Origin of the sequence: Mycobacterium sp. UM_Kg27, from assembly GCF_000972905.1 — a bacterium.
Classification (GTDB): Bacteria; Actinomycetota; Actinomycetes; order Mycobacteriales; family Mycobacteriaceae; genus Mycobacterium.
In genome coordinates, this window is sequence record NZ_JRMM01000131.1 from 1 (window position 1) to 12,208 (window position 12,208).

The 12,208-nt window shown below is 65.3% G+C and carries 12 protein-coding genes; 9 read left to right on the plus strand and 3 right to left on the minus strand.

The window, feature by feature from the left end; translation table 11 throughout:
- On the minus strand, nucleotides 1-1,172 hold a 1,172-nt coding region (locus LI94_RS17380), incomplete at its 3' end, for a cytochrome P450 (RefSeq protein ID WP_046301968.1).
- A 110-nt stretch (nucleotides 1,173-1,282) separates the two neighbouring features.
- Nucleotides 1,283-2,563, minus strand: a complete 1,281-nt coding sequence (locus LI94_RS17385) for an amidohydrolase family protein (protein WP_046301973.1) — start codon at nucleotides 2,561-2,563, stop codon at nucleotides 1,283-1,285.
- A 259-nt stretch (nucleotides 2,564-2,822) separates the two neighbouring features.
- Here LI94_RS17385 and LI94_RS17390 point away from each other — a divergent pair, with 259 nt between their 5' ends.
- From LI94_RS17390 to LI94_RS17420, 7 genes are read left to right on the plus strand one after another with little or no spacing between them, the layout of a single operon-like run.
- A complete protein-coding gene (locus LI94_RS17390) occupies nucleotides 2,823-3,368 on the plus strand; it encodes a carboxymuconolactone decarboxylase family protein (RefSeq protein WP_046301974.1) in 546 nt (181 codons plus the stop codon).
- A 4-nt stretch (nucleotides 3,369-3,372) separates the two neighbouring features.
- The gene (locus LI94_RS17395; RefSeq protein WP_024440906.1) at nucleotides 3,373-4,650 is read left to right on the plus strand and encodes an aromatic ring-hydroxylating dioxygenase subunit alpha; all 1,278 of its coding nucleotides are present in this window, start codon (nucleotides 3,373-3,375) and stop codon (nucleotides 4,648-4,650) included.
- Nucleotides 4,634-4,957, plus strand: coding sequence for a hypothetical protein (locus tag LI94_RS17400; protein WP_024440907.1), 324 nt, complete (start codon nucleotides 4,634-4,636; stop codon nucleotides 4,955-4,957). Before LI94_RS17395 ends, LI94_RS17400 begins: the two co-directional genes overlap by 17 nt.
- Before the next feature lie 2 nt (nucleotides 4,958-4,959).
- Nucleotides 4,960-6,183, plus strand: coding sequence for an amidohydrolase family protein (locus LI94_RS17405; RefSeq protein ID WP_024440908.1), 1,224 nt, complete (start codon nucleotides 4,960-4,962; stop codon nucleotides 6,181-6,183).
- Nucleotides 6,167-6,589 (plus strand): nuclear transport factor 2 family protein, encoded by a 423-nt coding sequence (locus LI94_RS17410; protein WP_024440909.1) that lies wholly within the window; start codon nucleotides 6,167-6,169, stop codon nucleotides 6,587-6,589. Before LI94_RS17405 ends, LI94_RS17410 begins: the two co-directional genes overlap by 17 nt.
- Nucleotides 6,586-7,695, plus strand: a complete 1,110-nt coding sequence (locus tag LI94_RS17415) for an acyl-CoA dehydrogenase family protein (RefSeq protein WP_046301969.1) — start codon at nucleotides 6,586-6,588, stop codon at nucleotides 7,693-7,695. Before LI94_RS17410 ends, LI94_RS17415 begins: the two co-directional genes overlap by 4 nt.
- A gap of 2 nt (nucleotides 7,696-7,697) precedes the next feature.
- Nucleotides 7,698-8,501 carry an acyl-CoA dehydrogenase family protein gene (locus LI94_RS17420; protein WP_046301970.1) on the plus strand — a complete coding sequence of 268 codons (804 nt, stop codon included), beginning with the start codon at nucleotides 7,698-7,700 and terminating at the stop codon, nucleotides 8,499-8,501.
- Nucleotides 8,502-8,586: 85 nt separating this feature from the next.
- On the opposite strand, the gene LI94_RS17425 is transcribed toward LI94_RS17420, so the two are convergent.
- The gene (locus LI94_RS17425; protein ID WP_046301971.1) at nucleotides 8,587-9,759 is read right to left on the minus strand and encodes an acyl-CoA dehydrogenase family protein; all 1,173 of its coding nucleotides are present in this window, start codon (nucleotides 9,757-9,759) and stop codon (nucleotides 8,587-8,589) included.
- Between the two features lie 219 nt (nucleotides 9,760-9,978).
- On the opposite strand from LI94_RS17425, the gene LI94_RS17430 reads away from it, so the two are divergent.
- Nucleotides 9,979-10,632: a TetR/AcrR family transcriptional regulator gene (locus LI94_RS17430; protein ID WP_046301975.1), complete on the plus strand. Its 654-nt coding sequence runs from the start codon at nucleotides 9,979-9,981 to the stop codon at nucleotides 10,630-10,632.
- 124 nt (nucleotides 10,633-10,756) lie between these two features.
- Nucleotides 10,757-12,199, plus strand: coding sequence for an aldehyde dehydrogenase family protein (locus LI94_RS17435; RefSeq protein WP_046301972.1), 1,443 nt, complete (start codon nucleotides 10,757-10,759; stop codon nucleotides 12,197-12,199).
- The last annotated feature ends 9 nt before the right edge of the window (nucleotides 12,200-12,208 follow it).

Here is a 12,208-nt window from a genome sequence, read left to right on the forward strand (position 1 = left end):
ATGTGTATAAGAGACAGGTCCAGCAGCCGCTCGATGGCGATGCGGGTTTCGGCGCGGGCCAGCGGCGAGCCGGGGCAGCTGTGGATGCCGCGGCCGAAGGTGATGTGCTGACGGGCATTCGGGCGGGCAGGGTCGAAGGTGTCCGGGTCGGCGAAGCGGCGCGGATCCCGATTCGCCGCGGCTGCCAGCACCATCAGCGTGGTGCCGGCCGGGACGTGGACTCCGCCGATCTCGGCATCCACCCGGGAGAGCCGGAAATCGCCCTTGACCGGGGTCTCGAAGCGCAGCACCTCCTCGATGAAGTTCGGGATAAGGCTGCGGTCCTCACGGAGACGCTGCTGGATGTCGGGCCGCTCCCCGATGATCTTCAGTGCGGAGCCGAGCAGTCGCACCGTGGTTTCCTGGCCGGCCGAGTAGACGTTGGCGGCGACCTTGGCCACATCCATCGGGTCTGGGACGGAACCGTCGGGGAACGTCGCCTCCGCCATGCCGGTCAGCACGTCTCCGCGCGGCGCACGGCGGCGGTCGGCGACGTAGCCGGCGAAGGTAGCGTAGAGGTACTCCAATGGGCTGTGCGCCAACGCCTTTGCATCGGTGCTGCCGATCCCACCGCCGACGTTGCGGTGCATGTTCTTGACGAAGTCGTCACGGTCCTCATCCGGGACGCCCAGCAGTTCCGCGATGACCAGCAGGGTGAACGGGGCCGCGAAGCCGCCGATGAATTCGCCGGCGCCGGGCGCGAGGAAATCGTCGAGTACCGCATCGGCGAGCTCCCACATGGCGTCCTCGTTCTCCTTGAGACGCTTGGGCGTGAGCAGCCGCATCAGCAACGCACGATGGTTGGTGTGCGTCGGAGGATCCAGGGTCGGCAGTTGGTCACTGAACGGCAGTTCGTCGCGATGCTTGTCGATCAGGCCCGCGACGGTCTCGCCCCCCAGGTCGCCGTCGAGCGGCACCGGGAAGCCGGGGAACGGGCCGGTCACCGCGATGCACGACGAGAAGACCTCGGCGTTGCCGGCCACCGCGGTCGCCTCGTCCCAGCCGGTCACCATCGTCACACCGTGGTGCGGTTCGCGGGTTACCGGCGAGCGTTCCCGCAGCGCGCGCAGATAGGGGTACGGGTCGCTGACCACCGTTTGGTCGGTGAAGAAGTCGATCGTGTCTGGATCCATCGAGCCGTTCCGCTCCCTCTCACATCCGAGAATCACATTCTCGTAACCGGTGAACAGAATTTCATATCCCGACGGCGCCCGTCAATGTTGTCCAAGCCGCCGGGGCCGACTCAGCTGTTCGACCGCGCGGCTTCCATCAACGCGTTCGCCTGACGATCGCCATCCTTGTGGTGGCTGAGCGCACGGATCGAGACATCGTGCCCCACGGCAGCCTTCCGCAGCGCCCCCACGGTGGCCTGCTCGCGGGGAATGTGGCCGAACGGGTCGAATGAGTACCAACGCATCGCGTTCTGGTGGGTCATCTTGTTGATGTCGTCATCGGAGACGTTGTTGGCGGTCAGCACATCCCACAACTCTTCGGGCGCTCCGGGCCACATCGAGTCACTGTGCGGATAGTCGGCTTCCCAGGCGATGTTGTCGATACCGATCAGGTGCCGCAGCTGAACACCCACCGGATCGGAGATGAAACAGGTCAGGAAGTGCTCCCGGAATACCTCGGAGGGAACCTTCCCGCCGAAGTCCTGACCGGTCCAGGTCGAATGCATCTCGTAGGTGCGATCCACGCGCTCCAGGAAGTACGGGATCCACCCGGTGCCGCCCTCGGACAGGGCGATCTTGAGATCCGGGTACTGCTTGATCGGCCTGGACCACAACAGATCCGCGGCGGCTTGCACGATATTCATCGGCTGCAGGGTGATCATCACGTCCATCGGCGCATCGGGCGCGGTGATGGCCAGCTTGCCGGAAGATCCGATGTGCACATTGAGCACCGTGTCGGTGTCGCACAGCGCCCGCCACAGCGGGTCCCAATACGCGTCGTGAAAACTCGGGTAGCCCATCGCAGCCGGGTTCTCGGTGAACGTCAAGGCATGCACGCCCTTCTTGGACACCCGCCGCACCTCGTCGGCACACTTCTGCGCATCCCAGATAACCGGTATCGCCATCGGGATGAAACGCCCGGGATAGGCCCCGCACCACTCGTCGATGTGCCAGTCGTTATAGGCCTGCACCAGCGCCACCGAGAAGTCCGCGTCGTCGGTGGCGAAGAGCCGGCCGGCGAAGCCGGGGAACGACGGGAAGCAGATCGATCCCAGAATGCCGCCGGCATTCATGTCCTTGACCCGCTCGTCGACGTTGTAGCAACCGGGCCGGATCTCATCGAGGCCCTGCGGCTCCAGCCCGTACTCCTCTTTGGGCCGGCCCGCGACCGCGTTGAGCGCGACGTTAGGGATCACCACGTCGCGGAACTGCCAGGAGTCGGAACCATCCGCGTTGTGCACCAGACGCGGCGCGTCGTCGAGGTACTTGCGCGGCAGGTGGTTGGCGAACATGTCCGGTGGTTCAACGGTGTGGTCGTCAACGCTGATCAGAATCATGTCGTCCTTGTGCACGGCCATCCTCCGTTCCGGGCGCGGCACAGCGGGCCGCCCCAACGACGTCTCCAATGAAAACTATCTTCCCGTTTTCGGAGAATCAACCTTCGCGCAAGGTCGCGGCGTTGCGGCGCCCGCGGCGCGACCAGGCGCGGCGAGCGACGTTGCACCTACGCGCCCCACCTGCACAAACGACGAAGTGTTGACCAATCGAGTCAAACATGGAAATCTGTTGGTCAAATATGAGAATGTGATTCTCGCAAGCGAGGAGGAACCGATGCGCCTGACTCCGCTGTCGGAGTCCCAGTGGGACGAGGAGGCGGTCCAGCGTGCGCTGGCCCAGGTGCTGACCGCCGATCGGCGCAACCCCCGCGACGCCGGGTCGGCGATGACCATGCTGGTTCACCACCCGAAGCTGGCCCGGGCCTTTCTCAAATTCAATGTCGAACTGCTGTACCGCTCATCGCTGCCCGGAAACCTTCGCGAACTTGCGATCCTGCGGACCGCCCACCGCCGCGGCTGCGAATACGAGTGGGTGCACCACATCACGATCGGCAAAGAAGCCGGCCTCACCGACTCCGACATCGAAGACCTGCAGCACGGCACGGGACGCGGCGAGCTGCACCAAGCCGTGGTGAACGCAGCCGACGAACTCGACGAGACCTCCCGACTCTCCCCCGCCACCGAGGCTGTCCTCGCCAAACACCTGGACGAGCAACAACTGATGGAACTCGTCTTCACGGTCGGCTGCTACAGCATGCTGGCCATGGCATTCAACACCTTTGGTGTCGAACTTGACGAAAAACCCGAATCAGAGAGGTAGTACCGTGGCGCATTTCCCCAAGCCGGCTGCCGGCAGCTGGACGCAGAGCTATCCCGAATTGGGCACCGAGCCAGTCGATTACAGCGACTCCATCGACCCCGCGTTCTTCGAAGCCGAGCGCGAGGCGGTCTTCAAGCGCACGTGGATCAACGTGGGACGCGTCGAACGGCTGCCCAAGACCGGTAGCTACTTCACTCGGGAGCTGCCGTCGGTGTGCAAGGGCACCTCGATCATCGTCGTCAAAGGCAAAGACGGCGTGGTCCGGGCCTTCCACAACATCTGCCGCCACCGTGGAAACAAGCTGGTGTGGAACGACTTCCCCAACGAGGAGACCTCCGGGATCTGCCGGCAGTTCACCTGCAAGTACCACGCCTGGCGCTACAGCCTGGACGGAGACCTGACCTTCGTCCAGCAGGAGGACGAGTTCTTCAACGTCGACAAGACCGACTACGGCCTGGCCGGGGTGCGCTGCGAAGTTTGGGAGGGCTTCATCTTCGTCAACTTCGACGACGACGCGCAACCGCTCGCCGACTACCTCGGGCCGCTGGCCAAGGGGATCGAGGGCTACCCATTCGGCGAGATGACCGAAACCTACTCCTACCGCGCTGAAGTCGGCAGCAACTGGAAGCTGTTCATCGACGCGTTCATCGAGTTCTACCACGCGCCGATCCTGCACCAGGGGCAGTACACCAAGGAAGAAGCCGCCAAGATCCAGAAGTTCGGCTACGAAGCGCTGCACTACGAGCTGGCCGGCCCGCACAGCCTGCAGTCGACATGGGGTGGACAGGCACCGCCTCCCGACATGTCCATGGTCAAGCCATTGGACCAGGTACTGCGCAGCGGGCTGTTCGGCCCGTGGGACAAGCCGGAGCCCATCGCCAACCTCAAGGAGCTGCCGCCAGGCGTGAACGTCAAGCGAGTGCCGCAGTGGGGCATCGACTCGTGGCTGTTCTACCCGAACTTCATGCTGCTGATCTGGGAGCCAGGTTGGTATCTGACCTACCAGTACTGGCCGACCGCCGTCGACAAGCACACCTTCGAGGCCAACCTGTACTTCGTGCCGCCGAAGAATGCCCGCGAACGCCTGGCCCAGGAGCTGGCCGCCGTCACGTTCAAGGAGTACGCGCTACAGGACGCCAATACGTTGGAAGCCACCCAGACCATGATCGGCACCAAGGCCGTCAAGGACTTCCTGCTGTGCGACCAAGAGATCCTCATCCGCCACCTGCACAAGGTGAACCGCGACTTCGTGAAGGAGTACCAAAGTGCCGCTACCGTCTGAATTCGCCGCCCTGGAACCGTATCTGGACTGGGACCTGGCTCATGAACCCGAACGCTACGCCAAGCGGCTGGCGTCATCCATGGCTGAGATGCAGCAGTTCTACGATGTCGCGTTCCCGATGCTTGATGACGTCGTCACGTACTGCGACAAGTTCCCGCTGGACGACTTGCCAGAGGACGCGAAGACTCTCATGCACATCATGCAGTCCCTGGTCATGGTGTCGTTCCCGATCGAGGCGTGGAAACAGCCGCGCGTCCCGGACAGCGGCGCAGCGTGGGTGGAACTGCTGAGCGAGCCGGTGATCTAGGGGTGCTGACGCTCAAGGCGGCCGGGCTGCTGGATGTCGTCGCCGGCGAGATCGTCCGGCCCGGTGTGCTGCATATCGACGGCGAGCGGATCGTCGGAGTCGGCGAGCGCCCAGCCGGCAGCGACGACGAGGTCATCGACCTCGGCGACTCGATCCTGCTGCCCGGGTTGATGGATATGGAAGTCAACCTGCTGATGGGCGGCCGCGGCGAGAATCCAGGGCTGTCCCAGGTGCAGGATGACCCACCGACCAGGGTGCTGCGTGCGGTGGGCAATGCCCGGCGCACCCTGCGCGCCGGGTTCACCACGGTGCGCAACCTGGGACTGTTCGTCAAAACCGGCGGATACCTGCTCGATGTGGCGCTGGCAAAGGCGATCGATGCCGGGTGGATCGAGGGCCCCCGCGTGGTGCCGGCCGGACACGCGATCACCCCCACCGGAGGACACCTGGATCCGACGATGTTCGCGGCGTTCATGCCGGGCGTGCTGGAGCTGACCGTCGAGGAAGGCATCGCCAACGGTGTCGACGAGATCCGCAAGGCGGTGCGTTACCAGATCAAACACGGCGCACAGTTGATCAAGGTGTGCTGTTCCGGCGGTGTCATGTCCCTGACCGGAGAGGCGGGAGCACAACACTACTCCGACGAAGAACTGCGGGTGATCGTTGACGAGGCGCACCGGCGGGGACTGCGCGTGGCCGCGCACACCCATGGCGCCGAGGCCGTCAAACACGCGGTGGCCTGCGGTATCGACTGCATCGAGCACGGCTTCCTGATGGATGACGAAGCCATTGCGATGCTTGTCGACAACGACCGCTTTCTGGTCACTACGCGGCGACTGGCCGAGGCCATGGACGTGTCCAAGGCACCGGCCGAACTGCAGGCCAAGGCCGCCGAGATGTTTCCCAAGGCCCGCACGTCGATCAAGGCGGCCTATGAGGCCGGGGTGAAGATCGCTGTCGGCACCGATGCGCCAGCGATCCCGCATGGCCGCAATGCCGATGAGCTGGTCACCCTGGTGGAGTGGGGCATGCCGCCGGCCGCCGTCCTGCGCGCGGCGACGGTGACCGCCGCTGAGCTCATCAACGCAGCCGACCGCGGCCGCCTGGCCGAAGGGCTACTGGCCGATGTCATTGCGGTTCCCGGGGATCCACTGGCCGACATCACCGTCACCCGGAACGTGAACTTCGTCATGAAAGGCGGCAAGGTATATGTCAACAAGAACTGACGACCTGGTCGAGATCCAGCAGACGCTGGCCCGCTACGCGGTCACCATCACCCAGGGCGACATCGACGGACTGGTGGCCGTGTTCACCCCGGACGGTACCTACAGCGCCTTCGGCGAAACCTATTCGTTGGACCGGTTTCCGGTACTGGTCGATGCCGCACCCAAGGGCCTGTTCATGACCGGCACCCCGGTGATCGAATTGGACGGCGACAGCGCGACCGGCACTCAGCCGCTGTGCTTCATCGACCACGCCAGCCACGACATGCGGATCGGCTACTACAACGACACCTATGTGCGCACTGCCGGCGGCTGGCGGTTGAAGACCCGGGCGATGACGTTCATCCGCCGCAGCGGTGTCCACGATTCCGGACGCCCGCACGCGATCGGCCGTCCCTCATCGAAATGAGCGTCTCTAAATTCCAAGCAGATCTGCGATCCTGGCTCGACGACAACGACCTGACCCCAGGGCCTGATCGCTCCCTGGAAGCCCACATCAAACAGTTCGGCCGGGTATGCGCGGCACTGTATGAGGCCGACTGGATGCGGTATGGCTGGCCGGTCGAGGCCGGCGGCCTTGGCGGTCCGGCGATGCTGCGGGCGGTCGTCGGCGAAGAGGTCGTCGGCCGCGGGCTCGCCGAGCCGGGGCCCTACTCCATGCTCGAGGTGCTGGCGCCGACGATGATCGACTACGCCACCCCAGAGCTGGCCGCGGAGATGGTCCCCAAGTTGCTCAGCGGCAAGGAGCAATGGTGCCAAGGCTTTTCCGAGCCGGGATCGGGCAGCGACCTGGCGTCACTGACCACCCGTGCCGTCCCACGGGGCGACCAGTGGGTGATCAACGGCCAGAAGGTCTGGACCAGCTTCGCCCAGTACTCGCAGCGCTGCATCCTGCTTACCCGCACGGGGGACGCGGATACGCCGAATCACCGGGCTATCACCGCCTTCTTCGTCGACACCGACACCTCCGGTATCGATGTGCGCCCGCTGCGCACCATGCACGGCGTCGACGAGTTCTGTGAGGTCTACTTCGATGATGTCGTTGTCGATGACTCCCGGATGCTGGGCAAGCCCGGCGACGGCTGGCAGTTGGCCATGGACCTGCTGCCCTACGAGCGCTCCACCTGCTTCTGGCAGCGCATCGCCTACCTGTACTCACGCTTCGACGCGCTGATCGCCGAGGTGAAGCGCCAGGGCGCCGCGGTCGACAACGACTTGGGGGCGGTGTATCTGGCGTTGCACACGTTGCGCTGCCGCTCCCGGGCCACCCAGCACCGGTTGGCCGACGGTCATCGGCTGGGCCCGGACACCTCGGTCGACAAGGTGTTGCTGGCCAGCGCCGAACAGTTGCTCTATGACACCGCCCGCGACCTGCTGCCGGGCGTCATCGAGCTGGACGAGGGCGAGTGGCGCGCCGAGTACCTCTACTCCCGGGCGGCCACCATCTACGGCGGCACCGCCGAGGTTCAGCGCAACATCATCGCCCGACGACTGCTCGACCTGCCGAAGGAGTGACGATGACCGCCGGAATGGACACCGCCTCGCTCGCTCTGCTGGAAGACACCCTGCGCAAGACCATGGCGTCGTCATCCGGCGCCGCGCTGGACCAGGCATTGGCCGAACTCGGCTGGGCGGAGATGCTTTCCGAAGAACCGGACTTGGCCATCCCGCTGGTGTTCCGGCTGCTCGGCGAGACCGGGGCGCACGCCTCGGTACTCAACGACGTGATCCTGGAGACCATCGGCGGCCTGCCCGGCGGCACTCCCCCGATGCCCTATGCCGGTGGCAGCTGGGTGATCTGGGAGCGCAGCGAGCGCGACCCCAACCCCGTTCTTGGCGGGCTTCCGCTGCGCCAGATACCCGGCGGGGAACTGATGCGCCTGGGTGAGGCCCGCCGCGCGGTGGGATGGTGGCTGGTCGGCTCGGCGCGGGCGATGTTGGCGCTGGCCCGCCAGCACGCAACCGACCGGGTGCAGTTCGGCAAGCCGATCGCGTCGTTTCAGGCCGTTCGGCATCGGCTGGCCGAGACCCTGGTCGCGATCGAGGGCGCCGAAGCCACTCTTAGCGTGCCCGTCATCGACAGCCCGGACCTGACTTCCATGTTGGCCAAAGCCGCCGCGGGCAAAGCTGCGCTGACCGCGGCCAAGCACTGCCAGCAGGTGCTCGGCGGTGTCGGTTTCACCGAGGAACACGAGCTGCACCGGCATATCGAGCGGGTACTGGTGCTCGACGGCCTGCTCGGAAGTTCCCGCGAATTGACCCGCCAGGTCGGCGGCGGTCTGCGGGCCCGCGGCTCGGCGCCGCGCATGGTGCAGCTCTGACCTTCGCCGAGTGGCAATTTCGCGACGAGACACGCCGTTACGGCGTCGGTGAAATGCCGCTCGCGAGGGGGTGAGCCAGTCGCGGCTAGCGCGGCAGGCCGAGCACCCGTTGCGCGATGATGTTGCGCTGAATCTCCGAGGTACCACCGGCGATGGTTCCGGAGAAGCTGCGCAGGTAGCGGTCGAACCAGCTTCCAGAGGCGTGATCCTCGTTGAGCGGCATGTAGGTACCGGAGCTGCCGGGGTGGATCAGGCCGGCCGCACCCGCGTTGTCGAGTGCGTGTTCCGCGGCGTTCTGCACGGCTTCAGAACCCAGCAGCTTGAGCACCGACAGTGCGGGCACATCCTGCTCACCGCGCGCGGCCTGCGCCAGTGCCACCGAGCCGAGCAGCCGCAGCGCCTCGTTGTCCATCAGCAGCGTGGCAAAGCGGTCACGGTCCAGCGGACCGGCCGGGTGGAAGTCATGAATCAGATCGCGCAGCCGCTCGGCGAAGCTCATCCACAACAGCGTGCGTTCATGACCAAGTGAGCCGTTGGCCACTCCCCAACCGCCGTTGAGCGGCCCCACCAAGTTCTCGGCGGGTACCCGAACGTCGGTGAAGAACACCTCGTTGAAGTCGATGTCGTCGTACGCACACGCTGATGCAAAGGGCCGTCGCACAACGCCTTCGGCGTCGGTCGGGATCAGCAGCACACTGATGCCCTTGTGCTTGGGCGCATCGGGGTCGGTGCGTACGAACGTCAGCAGTACGTCGGCGTCGTGGGCGCCGGAGGTCCAGACCTTCTGTCCGTTGACCACAAAGTGGTCGCCGTTGAGCACCGCCCGGGTCTGCAGACCGGCCAGGTCCGACCCGGCACCGGGCTCGCTCATCCCCAGCGACGCGGTGATCTCGGCCCGCAGAATCGGGACCGCCCAACGATGTTTCTGCTCCTCGGTGCCGAACGACAACAGTGAGGCGGCGACGATGCCAACACCTTGCGGGTTGAAGCTGGGGTAGATGCGCCGTCGGGACAGTTCTTCGGAGTGCACGTACTGCTGCAGAATCGTCGCGTTGCGGCCGCCGAATTCAGGCGGATTCGCCGGCAGCAGCCAGCCGTTGTCGAACAACAGTCGCTGCCAGTGGCGGGCCCAGTCCGGCACGTCCGAGCACGAATGCGACCGCTCCACTGCGTCGGCATCGGAGGGCAGATGCTCGTCGAGGAAAGCCGAGAACTCGGCCCGGAAGTTCTCGACTTCAGGATCAAAGGTCAGCTGCACGCAGAACTCCTCGACTCGGGCGCCCGGGATACCCGATTCGAATGCGGCCGCCGATGTTGCTCGTCCGCTTCCCTAGACGCGGATATGAGAATATCATTCTCGAATGGAGAAGTTACGATCTCTGAATCGTCGCCCCCACGCCGGTGCGCTGCGACGCCGGCGCCGATATGTCCAGTACAGTTGCGCCATGTCTCGGTCACCGCAGCGTCCGGAACGCCGGTGACCAATCCGAGCGAGGAACCCGCCTGGAAGCAGCGCGCGGTCGAACGCTCAATCAAGACGGCGAAGATCCGCGCGGCGCAACGCGTCCAGCGGTTTCTGGATGCCGCACAGTCGATCATCATCGAAAAGGGCAGCACGGACTTCACCGTCCAGGAGGTCGTGGACCGCTCCCGCCAATCGCTGCGCAGCTTCTACCTGCAATTCGACGGCAAGCACGAGCTGCTGCTGGCGCTCTTCGAAGACGCACTGAGCCGAGCCGCCGACCAGATCCGCGCCGCGACGGCCAATCACGCCGATCCGCTGGAACGCGTCAAGGTCGCCGTCGAGTTGCTGTTCGAGTCGTCGCGCCCGGACCCGGCCGCCAAACGTCCGCTCTTCACCGATTTCGCCCCGACGCTGCTGCTGACCCACCCCGTCGAGGTCCGGGTCGCCCACACGCCACTGTTGGAGTTGCTCGCCGAGCTGACCGAACAAGCCGCCGACGCCGGCCGGCTGCGCACCGGAACCAATCCCCGGCGGGTGGCGGCCATGGTCATGCAGACGGTCATGTTCAACGCCCAATCCAGCCCGGCCTCAGCCGATCCGGCGGTCAACCCGCTGACCGCCGAGGAAGTCTGGGACTTCTGCGCGCATGGCTTCGGCCACAACTGAGCCGCTCGGCTGACCCTCGCCCAACCACTGCAGCTCGGCCCCGATCGCGAACCCTAGACATCGGCCGGGGAACCACATACCCTCGTGCAAACGCAATTATCCGAATGCGAGAAGGGGATTATCCATGTCGGTGCAGTCGGTGTTGGACGACATTCGCAAGGTCCCCGGCACCGGAGACGTGATTCCGATCATCGATCCGGCCACCGAAGAGCAGCTGACCGAATTCACCGACTGCGGGCCCGAAGCGGTCAACGACGCCGTCGCCCGGGCCAAGGCCACCGCCGAGTCCGGGGTGTGGTCGCAGATGGCCGACTATGACCGGGCCAAGGTGCTCTGGAAGGTCGCCGACCTCATCGACGAGAACGCCGAGGTCCTCGCCGAACTCGAGTCGATCAACGCCGGCATTCCGGCCTCGCAGGCCGCCATCATCACCAAGGTGGGCTCGGAGTGGTTCCGTTACTACGCCGGTTGGTGTACCAAGATCGACGGCATCGCACGGGACGTGAACACCGGTGGCCTCACCGGCATCGAGTCGCATCAGCACGTCTACACACTGCGCGAGCCCTATGACGTGGTGGGACTGATCTTCCCGTGGAACGGGCCCGTCTTCAACTTCTGCGCGAAGCTGGCGCCGTCGCTGGCCGCCGGCTGCAGCAGTGTGGTCAAACCGGCCGAGGAGACCCCGCTGTCCGCGCTGGTGCTGGACCGCATCCTGAGCGAGGCCGGCGTGCCCGACGGCGTGGTCAACATGGTGCTCGGGTACGGCCACACCGCCGGTGCGGCGATCACCGCGCATCCCGATGTGGACAAGGTCGCGTTCACCGGCTCCACCGAGGTCGGTCGTGAGATCGTGCGCGCTTCTGCCGCAAGCAATCTCAACAAGGTGACCCTGGAGCTCGGCGGCAAGTCACCGGTGCTGATCTACGACGACGCCGACATCGACATGGCCATCACCATGGCGGCGTTCGGGACCTTCGTGCACTCCGGCCAGGCCTGCGTGTGCGGCTCGCGCATCTTCGCTCAGCGCGGCGTCTACGAGCGGGTTGTGGAAGGCATCGCCAACATGGCCAACATGATGCAGCTCGGCGGCCCGAAGGACGAGGGTGTCATGGTCGGTCCGCTGATCAGCCAGAAGCAGCTGACCCGGGTGCTGGGCTACCTGGAGCAGGGCAAGGCCGACGGCAACGAGCTGGTCACCGGTGGCCATCGGCTGGACCGCAAGGGCTACTTCGTGCACCCGACCGTGGTCACCGGCGTCGACCCCGACTCCAGCCGGCTGTTCCAGGAGGAGATCTTCGGCCCGGTGGTCACGATCCTGCCGTTCGACGACGACGACGAGGCGATCGCCCTGGCCAACAACAGCAGCTACGGACTGGCCGCCACCGCGTGGACGTCCAACCTGGGCCGGGCCCATCGACTGGCCAAGCGGCTCAAGGCGGGAACGGTCGGGCTGAACTGTCAGATGCAGTTCGACCACTCGATGCCGTTCGGCGGATACAAGCAGTCCGGCTGGGGTTACGAATCCGGCAAGGCGGGCATCGAGACCCTGTCTCTTATACACATCTGACGCTGCCGA